Here is an 8543-nt window from a genome sequence, read left to right as displayed (position 1 = left end):
GTGCTTAGCACGGATCCGGTTTCCAATTGGCTTTGAAGCATGAGCAAGCCGCGATCGTAATCCATGGTAATCCAGTTTTTTATCATGCTTTTCATGAATATCAAGTACCAGGGCAATTGACTTGTCATAATCCATGTCAGCACACTGCTGTTGCCACTTTGCAGTATTTCGAAACGCACTCGTGCTTTTGAGGGGAAGGGGCGTAAAATTTCTAAGGCCATGTCTAGGCTGACGGTATCTCTATCGATGAGAAGCATGGAGCCAGCTCCGATCATGTCGCCATTCCAGCTATAACCCGCGCCTATTTGCTTTTGCTCGCCATAGTATTCTACGGGGCAGCTTGGCTCTAAAATGAGCCAGGGGGACCAAGTCGGCCAGTTTGTAAAGTCAGACAGGTATTCGATGATATCCGCGCATGGTGCCTTGATTGTTGTGCTGCGACGCACTTCGTAGCGGAACATGATCACTCCCCATTAAATGGTTCTATTTATCAGTGTAAATAGCTTTGCTGAAAATGAAAGGTACAAAGGGGCTGTGTTGTCATGGTTTGATTAAATAAAGTTACCCAAGGCCATTGAGTTGTCATATTTCTCTTATAGTCTGTGCTTGGTCATTGTGTGGTAGACCATAAAACGAATCATTGGAGAATATAAAATGCGTGCTTACCGCAGAATACAGCTTACGTTATTAATATTATTATCGGCATTGTCTTTGACTCATGCTTATGGCGAGCAAGCTCGTGATCAGGAATATCAGTCCTCAATTCATGACTTTTTTAAACACTGGCATAAGCGTTATGAAAAGGCGCAATTAGGACCTCGTCCTCAGTTCTTGGTAAATGATATGGCGCAAAGCCCACTCAAGAAAAAACTGCAGCGCTGTGACAAAGGGCCATTTAAATCCAGCAAGTTCTCCATTGGCCACCGCGGTGCCTCTATGCAGTTTCCTGAGCATACAAAAGAGTCTTACGTTGCGGCTGCTAAAATGGGAGCCGGCATTGTGGAGTGCGATGTAACGTTTACAAAGGATAAAGAGTTGGTTTGTCGTCATTCACAGTGTGACTTGCACACTACGACGAATATTTTGGCCACACCTTTAGCTTCTCAGTGTTCAGTGCCGCCGGAAATTTGATAGTGAAGGGCGTTTAATCAATGGCAGCGCAATTAAGTGCTGTACCAGTGACATCACGGTTGCGGAGTTTAAATCTTTAAGTGGCAAAATGGATGCTGCTGATGTTAATGCTACCAGTATTGCAGGATATATGAATGCGACAGCAGACTGGCGCACGGATTTGTATGCCAGTAATGGCACGCTGTTAACCCATGCTGAAAGCATCACATTACTTAATGAGTTAGGTGTGGATTTTACTCCAGAGCTAAAATCACCATCCGTTGAGATGCCATTTGAAGGCACATATAGCCAGCAAGACTATGCTAACCAAATGATTGAAGAATATCGTCAGGCTGGTATCCACCCTAAACGTATTTGGCCACAGTCGTTTGATCAGCAAGATGTATTACATTGGATTAATGAATACCCACGTTTAGCGCGCCAAGCGGTTTATCTTGATGGTGTATACGATACTAATATCAGCTTAGAAACCATGCTAGATTGGCGCGCACAAGGTATGAATGTACTGGCGCCACCTATGTGGATGTTATTGGATGTAAATAGCTATGGTGAAATCGTGCCGTCCCAATATGCGCTTAATGCTAAGCAAGCCGGTTTTAAGTTAATAACATGGACTTTAGAGCGCTCCGGTTTACTAAAAAATAATGGCGGCTGGTACTATCAAAGCTTGAACGGTGACCTTGGTGGTGAAGATGTTATCAGTACCGATGGTGACGTGTATGAAGTATTAGATGTACTTGCAAAAGATGTAGGCGTCATTGGTGTGTTTTCTGACTGGCCTGCCACCGTAACCTATTATGCGAATTGCATGGGTTTGCGTTAAAGCAGGTGATACTAGACAACCGGTTGCAGTTTAATACTGCAATCGGTTTTATTCGCTGAGTTTGGCAAAAAAGCCGGCTACATTTAATCCCGTATTTTGATCAATCGTTAACGAAATACCAAAACCCGCCATGCCATATGCAAGAGCATCAAGGTCGGAGGATGAATCATCATTTTGCCATTTGTCATAACCGATTTTTAAACCAACAAGTGCTGGTAAAAGATACTGTGTGATTTGCTTTCTTTTATAAAAATCAAAATCATCTACTATTTCTTTAATTAAATTGTTTTGTTTATTACCAATCTTTTGTATGTCACCAAAAACCTCTTTGTAATCCTCAAGGTGGTTGTCGAGTTGTGTACTCATGGTAATTTGCGTGGCAATTTGAGTATTGAGTGTCGTAATTAAGCGTTTTTGATTGTTAATTTGTTGCTCCATCGCGCAATTACCACGATATGCGTTATAGATTGTGTCATCTAATTGTGTGCCTGCTGGTAAAATACCCGGTTCAATAACCTTTTGTGTGATGTAGGCGTTTAACTCATCGTCACTACATTGAGCAATCGCTTTGATTGGCAGGCATATTAGAATGGCTACAAAGTATGTGTTTAAGTTCATTTACTTTCCCTTTTAACATTAATAATTTTTGATTCGCGGCGGCTAATGCAACATTGCTATCGTAGATGGGTTGAGAATTTAATGCGCTTTCCATTTTATTCACCGTCGCTGTTAACGATGTAAGATTGGATTGTCCTTGTTTGATAATTGTTTGAATGCGTTGCTCTAATGTATCGCCTTCAATACCGGCTTTAGCGAGTAAGCCTGCTAAACGGGCTTGTTCTTTTTTGTGATCGGCTGAGGTCATGAAGTCACAGCGACTAAGTGGATTAATCGCGCATAAAGGAATGTTGTTGAAATACACAATGCTGGCCGATATCAGCAATGATAAAGAAAACCCTGCTATAAATAGCTTCATCTGAACCACCTAATCCTTGGCTGATAAAAGAGACGCTTTAAATTAAAGAAAAAACCTATTGATAGCAAACATAAAAAAACCGTTTGTCCCTTTATAGGACAAACGGTTTATTTCGAACCCGTTTAAAAGGTCATATTACTTTTAACTATTCGGCATCAATCAATGCATTGTCACGTACCGCGCCTTTATCTGCACTGGTTGCAAACTTCGCATACACTTTCAATGCTCGGCTGACTTTACGTGGGCGGTCCGCTACTGGCTTCCAGCCTTTTTTATCTTGCTCATGACGACGATGAGACAGCTCTTCAGTGCTTAGATCAACATTGATTGAGCGGTTTGGAATATCAATATTGATGATATCGCCAGTTTGCAGTAAACCAATCGCACCACCAGAAGCGGCTTCCGGTGAGCAGTGACCAATTGATAGACCAGAGGTACCGCCAGAGAAACGGCCATCGGTTAATAGCGCACATTCTTTACCTAAACCTTTCGATTTAAGATAAGACGTCGGGTACAGCATCTCTTGCATACCAGGGCCGCCTTTCGGGCCTTCATAGCGGATGATTACGATGTCGCCAGCCACTACTTCGTCAGCCAATATGCCCTTAACCGCGTCGTCTTGTGATTCAAATATTTTAGCCTTACCTTGGAAAACATGAATGCTTTCGTCAACACCCGCTGTTTTAACCACACAGCCATCTAACCGCGATGTTGCCGTATAACACTGCAAGGCCGCCTTCTAGTGAATACGCATTTTCAAGGTTACGGATACAACCGTTTTCACGGTCGCCATCGACGGTTGGATAACGAGTGCTTTGGCTAAATGCCGTTTGCGTCGGAATACCTGCTGGGCCTGCGCGATAAAACTTCATAACCTCATCGCTTGGGTTACGCATGATGTCCCACTTATCTAGGGCTTCTTTCATGGTGGCACTGTGAACCGTTGGCAGTTCATTATGTAACAAACCTGCACGATCAATTTCGCCCAAGATACCCATGATGCCACCGGCACGGTGAACGTCTTCCATGTGATAAAGGGGCGAGTTAGGCGCGACTTTGCATAACTGAGGAACAATACGAGAAAGACGGTCGATATCTTTTAAATCAAAATCTAACTCGGCTTCTTGAGCGGCGCCCAATAGATGAAGAATCGTATTGGTAGAGCCACCCATTACGATGTCGAGAGACATGGCATTTTCAAATGGCTTTAAAGTTAGCGATTGAGCGTGGTAATACTGAATCGTCATCTTCTTCGTAATATTTTTTCGCGTTTTTAACGATGGTACGACCCGCTTTTAAGAAAAGCTGTTCACGGTCACTGTGAGTGGCTAATACCGAGCCGTTACCTGGTAGCGCTAAACCGAGCGCCTCCATTAAACAGTTCATTGAGTTAGCGGTGAACATGCCAGAGCACGAACCACAAGTTGGGCAGGCGCTGCGTTCGTATTCGGCGACTTTTTCATCACTGGCGGTATCGTCGGCTGCAATCACCATGGCGTCTACTAGATCTAACTTGTGCTCAGAAAGCTTGGTTTTACCGGCTTCCATTGGACCGCCAGAAACAAAAATAACCGGAATATTTAAACGTAAAGAAGCAAGCAGCATTCCCGGTGTTATTTTGTCGCAGTTAGAGATACATACAATGGCATCTGCACAGTGTGCATTAACCATGTATTCAACAGAATCCGCGATCAGCTCACGGCTAGGCAAGCTATACAGCATGCCGTCATGGCCCATTGCGATACCATCATCAACCGCGATGGTATTGAATTCTTTGGCGACGCCACCGGCTTTTTCGATTTCACGGGCAACCAATTGACCCATGTCTTTAAGATGCACATGGCCTGGTACAAATTGAGTAAAACTGTTGGCAACGGCGATGATCGGCTTAGAGAAATCATCGTCTTTCATTCCAGTGGCTCGCCAAAGGGCGCGTGCACCGGCCATATTACGGCCAGCAGTGGAGGTTTTACTGCGATATTCAGGCATGTTTGCTCTCTTCAAAAAAGGTTGGCTAACAAAAAAGTGCTAGCAGTATAGCAAAGGAAAACCGCCGGTAGTATAAAAACGACACAGTTTCAGTGCAGGTTATAACCTTACAATGTATAGGCATAATTGGAATTCTGAGGTATAAAGCAAAGAAAATAGGCCGCCTCAGCGTTAGGCTGCTCATTACTCTTACTTTAGTCAAAATAAGGCGAGCCATGATCAAACGTATTAGTTTCGTAATGCTGCTACTAACTGGGTGTTCACAGTCACTACCGCCATTAGAGTTGGTGGTAAAAAATAATCATGTGGACTTAGCGCAGCAGGTTGAAGGGAACTGGGATAATGTATGCATATTGACACCCTATACAACACCCATGCAGGCCGCAGAACTAACGGGTCTAGATGTGCGTGATGTTTCGGGCACAGGGATTGAATCAAGTGATTCATACAATGTGTTACTGTTCATGAAAGGTGGGCTATTAAATAAAGCCTATCAGGTGAATCGAGCAGAGGTGGAGTTTAACCTAACCGCGCCTTGGTGCTTCGACAAAGAACAATCCTATTTGGTTGTAAATTAATAATGCCTAAGATCAGATGCAGTGCTTATAAATATTTATAAGCACTGAATCTGCCTTTTTAATATTTTCGAATATTTATCAAAAAAATATAATTTCGGTAATCGTTATTGGTGACATGATTCTTATTAAAAACAATTACTTGAAAAATAAAACGGCCACTAAAAAAGTCAATTCATGATGTGATGAATTATTTTTTATATCAATCATAAAATATTCAATCAATAAAATCTGACGTTATTCATGTCATTATTTTCTGGGCTAGAATTTATAGCTAATCAATTTTTCAGTTGTTTTTTTAAGAATTCAATAAACCACTTCATAATTAAAGGCATATTGCCTTTATAGGCATGTACATAATAAATATTGTTTTCTTTAGTCTTCAGGTTAGGTAATACGTGTTGTATTTTGCCTTCTCTGATGTATTTGTTTGCATAAACATCAGGTAACAGCGCGATACCTAAGCCCATCAATACGGACTCCATTACCGAATTTGCACTATTCATTTCGAACTGTGGTTGTAGCAATAGTTCGTGTACTTTATTTTTATCATCCAAAAATTGATGGGTGAGATTTGTTGTTTGCCAGCTAGTTGCGATAAATGGATGCGTATAAATATTTTGCAGCGAAATGGAATGCTTAGTAGCGGAAAGGTAAGCGCTTGAGGCGACAATAATTTCACGATGAGCGCCTATCTTGGCTCCTTTAAGTTCACTATCTGCTTGTTCTCCGACACGAATGGCGATATCAATCCCTTTTTTGATGATGTTTTGGTTCGTGTCATCTGCTATTAAGCGAGGTTTGATATTAGGGAATTGCTTAACGAGTTGCTCAATAGCGGGCAGCACTGCGGACTGTACTAAAGCTTGGGGTGCCGTGATGCTCAAAAGACCAGCAACTTGCTGAGTGCTGTTACTGACTTCATCTATGGTCAAATTTAATAGGGTTTTTAGTTCACCACTGCGTTTAAAGAGCTGCTCACCGATATTGGTTAAATTCAAACTGCGAGTGGAACGTGTTAAAAGCTGTACGCCAAGGTGCTGCTCAAGCCGGCTAATATGCTGGCTGACACCTGACTTCGTTAGGTCTAGTTTATCTGCCGCTGCTGTAAAGCTTCCTTGTTCAACAACCTCATAAAAGACCATTAACCATAAAAACACATTCTTTTGTTCAGTTTTCATAAACAGTGATTTATCAATTTGTGGGTTTATGCTTTTTATATTAACAGTAATATGCTCGGCATAGGCAATAAATAAGAGAGAAACCCATGAAACATAAAGAGTTAGTTGAGCTTCAGGTGAGTGAAGCAAGTAAACAGTGGATTAAGGCCTTTAATCAGGGAGATATAACAGCATGTGCACAGACATACACAAGTCGTGCTGTGATGGATGCAAGGCCCATGGGGCGATATGACGGGCGTGAAGCTATTTACGAATTTTGGAGCGGTTTTGTTAACTCAACAAAGGCAACAGATTTAACGTATACCAATGTAAATATTGAGTTTATTGATGAGAACACCGCGAAGTTATCCGCTAGTTGGTCGATGAATGTGGGCCAAGGAGTTATATCGGAAGAGCTCTGGGTTAAAGAAGATAATCTTTGGTTGTTATCTTACGATGACTTTACGGTAGAAGAGCAGTTTTAGTTAATAACTAATGAATTTATAAAAATAAGCGAGAATATATTATGAGTATTATGGTTAAGTTTGAAATGAGCGTGCAAAGCAATAAAGTTGCAGAATTTAAACAGTTTTTTGAACGTATTTTACAAGGGACACGAGACTTCTCTGGTAACGAAGGCGCAAAAATAGCGTATTGTGCAGAAGATGAAACAAAAGTGGTACTTATTGAATATTGGAAAAGCAAAGAAGACTTTGATCACTATTTAAATTGGCGTAAAGACATAGGCGACTTCGATACTCTAGGTAGCATGTTGGTGGTCGAGCCTGATATTCAGAGCTTTACCGTATTAAAAAATGCATAATTGATAAATATGAATCAATACATTGGTTAAAATACCTTAAGGCCGCTTGTTGTACTCACTAGCGGCTTTTTTCGTTTAATTAACTAAAGCGCTTAGGTTGTTTGACTAGTAGGTATATCTTAAGGTCATGAGGGATATCGATTATGTTAATATAATTATAATCAATCGATATATAAAAATATATTGGATTAGTAGACGTATAAAGGAGTCATTTTGCACTCTAATAAACGATCTAAAAAATGGAATAAAAAGAATAAAACGGCAAAGAAGCGGGCGTTAGTAAAAACCTTAAAATTTAAGAATAGCAGTATCGTAAAAAAAGGAAAAAATCATGCTGCGATTGGTTTTATTTTTGTCAGTTTTATATTGCTAGCATTATTTGCATTTTCTAATTTAAATTCCCTTGTTCCCACCAGCCAGTTTATAAAAGGTAAAGTTGTTGATCGAGTTATGGTTTTTACTAGGCGAGGGTCAAAAACCAAGCCAAATGTAAAGGTTGCGCTCACAAACGATGATATTGTTTACATTGCTTACTCTGGTCAAAAGCATGAGGATATAATCGAATTTGAAATAATGAAAGCGGCAATAACCAATGCTCGCGTATATCAACAGAGGTAGTATGTATAACAGCCAATCAGGTTTAATGCACATTATTAAAAGTAAGGTATTAGAGTTAGGCGATACCGTCGCTCAAGTGACAATCAGCATCAGGCCAATCGCTGAGATCCATCAAACTCAAGAAGGTGATGAATACTGGGTTAAATGGTTCTATTGGCAGGTGTATGGCGAGCATTGTGCTATATTGTATGAATCTGATTTATTAGTGGCCCATGGCGAGTTGAGTGAAACGTTAATACAATCAGATTTAAAAACGACATTTGATACCTTAAAAACATCGGTTAATAATGAAATATATTTTGATGATTAATTCGATGCATGTGATAGTAATATCAAGTATCAAAGTGTTTTAATCATAAGAACATGCAGGGCATTACTGGTTTGGCTGCATTCGGTCACTGGTTAATGCCGCTTAAAGCGGCGTAATAATTTACTCATTTAGTGTCAA

11 protein-coding genes and 1 pseudogene are annotated in these 8543 nt (G+C 40.8%); 7 read left to right on the top strand and 5 right to left on the bottom strand.

The features are described 5' to 3' along the window. Positions 1 to 461, bottom strand: a 461-nt coding sequence (locus ACU6U9_RS23510) for an SRPBCC family protein (protein ID WP_446737302.1), incomplete at its 3' end; no start/stop codon positions are given. Positions 462 to 654: 193 nt separating this feature from the next. On the opposite strand from ACU6U9_RS23510, the gene ACU6U9_RS23505 reads away from it, so the two are divergent. Both ACU6U9_RS23505 and ACU6U9_RS23500 read left to right on the top strand, forming a co-directional pair. Further along, positions 655 to 1131 carry a glycerophosphodiester phosphodiesterase family protein gene (locus ACU6U9_RS23505; protein WP_446737301.1) on the top strand — a complete coding sequence of 159 codons (477 nt, stop codon included), beginning with the start codon at positions 655 to 657 and terminating at the stop codon, positions 1129 to 1131. An 88-nt stretch (positions 1132 to 1219) separates the two neighbouring features. Next, a complete protein-coding gene (locus ACU6U9_RS23500; protein ID WP_446737300.1) occupies positions 1220 to 1954 on the top strand; it encodes a hypothetical protein in 735 nt (244 codons plus the stop codon). A 48-nt stretch (positions 1955 to 2002) separates the two neighbouring features. Here ACU6U9_RS23500 and ACU6U9_RS23495 read toward each other — a convergent pair whose 3' ends face one another. From ACU6U9_RS23495 to ilvD, 3 genes and pseudogenes are all read right to left on the bottom strand, one after another. Next, positions 2003 to 2572 carry a hypothetical protein gene (locus ACU6U9_RS23495; protein WP_446733975.1) on the bottom strand — a complete coding sequence of 190 codons (570 nt, stop codon included), beginning with the start codon at positions 2570 to 2572 and terminating at the stop codon, positions 2003 to 2005. Beyond that, the gene (locus tag ACU6U9_RS23490; protein WP_446733974.1) at positions 2505 to 2930 is read right to left on the bottom strand and encodes a hypothetical protein; all 426 of its coding nucleotides are present in this window, start codon (positions 2928 to 2930) and stop codon (positions 2505 to 2507) included. Before ACU6U9_RS23490 ends, ACU6U9_RS23495 begins: the two co-directional genes overlap by 68 nt. 145 nt (positions 2931 to 3075) lie before the next feature. Further along, a pseudogene (ilvD, locus tag ACU6U9_RS23485) lies at positions 3076 to 4919 on the bottom strand (dihydroxy-acid dehydratase). Positions 4920 to 5134: 215 nt separating this feature from the next. Here ilvD and ACU6U9_RS23480 point away from each other — a divergent pair. Further along, positions 5135 to 5497 (top strand): hypothetical protein, encoded by a 363-nt coding sequence (locus ACU6U9_RS23480; RefSeq protein ID WP_446737299.1) that lies wholly within the window; start codon positions 5135 to 5137, stop codon positions 5495 to 5497. Positions 5498 to 5772: 275 nt separating this feature from the next. On the opposite strand, the gene ACU6U9_RS23475 is transcribed toward ACU6U9_RS23480, so the two are convergent. Next, on the bottom strand, positions 5773 to 6675 hold the full coding sequence (locus ACU6U9_RS23475; RefSeq protein ID WP_446737298.1) for a LysR family transcriptional regulator: 903 nt from the start codon (positions 6673 to 6675) through the stop codon (positions 5773 to 5775). Positions 6676 to 6761: 86 nt separating this feature from the next. Between ACU6U9_RS23475 and ACU6U9_RS23470 the strand changes: the two genes are divergently transcribed. The 4 genes from ACU6U9_RS23470 (at position 6762) to ACU6U9_RS23455 (ending at position 8405) form a co-directional block, all read left to right on the top strand. Then, positions 6762 to 7139 (top strand): YybH family protein, encoded by a 378-nt coding sequence (locus ACU6U9_RS23470; protein ID WP_446737297.1) that lies wholly within the window; start codon positions 6762 to 6764, stop codon positions 7137 to 7139. A gap of 41 nt (positions 7140 to 7180) precedes the next feature. Next, positions 7181 to 7477, top strand: coding sequence for a putative quinol monooxygenase (locus ACU6U9_RS23465; RefSeq protein WP_446737296.1), 297 nt, complete (start codon positions 7181 to 7183; stop codon positions 7475 to 7477). 213 nt (positions 7478 to 7690) lie between these two features. Then, positions 7691 to 8095 (top strand): hypothetical protein, encoded by a 405-nt coding sequence (locus tag ACU6U9_RS23460; protein ID WP_446737295.1) that lies wholly within the window; start codon positions 7691 to 7693, stop codon positions 8093 to 8095. Between the two features lies 1 nt (position 8096). Then, on the top strand, positions 8097 to 8405 hold the full coding sequence (locus ACU6U9_RS23455) for a hypothetical protein (RefSeq protein WP_446737294.1): 309 nt from the start codon (positions 8097 to 8099) through the stop codon (positions 8403 to 8405). Positions 8406 to 8543: the final 138 nt, after the last annotated feature.

The organism is Pseudomonas sp. HK3, from assembly GCF_052920985.1.
This window is presented reverse-complemented; position numbering and strand designations above follow the sequence as displayed.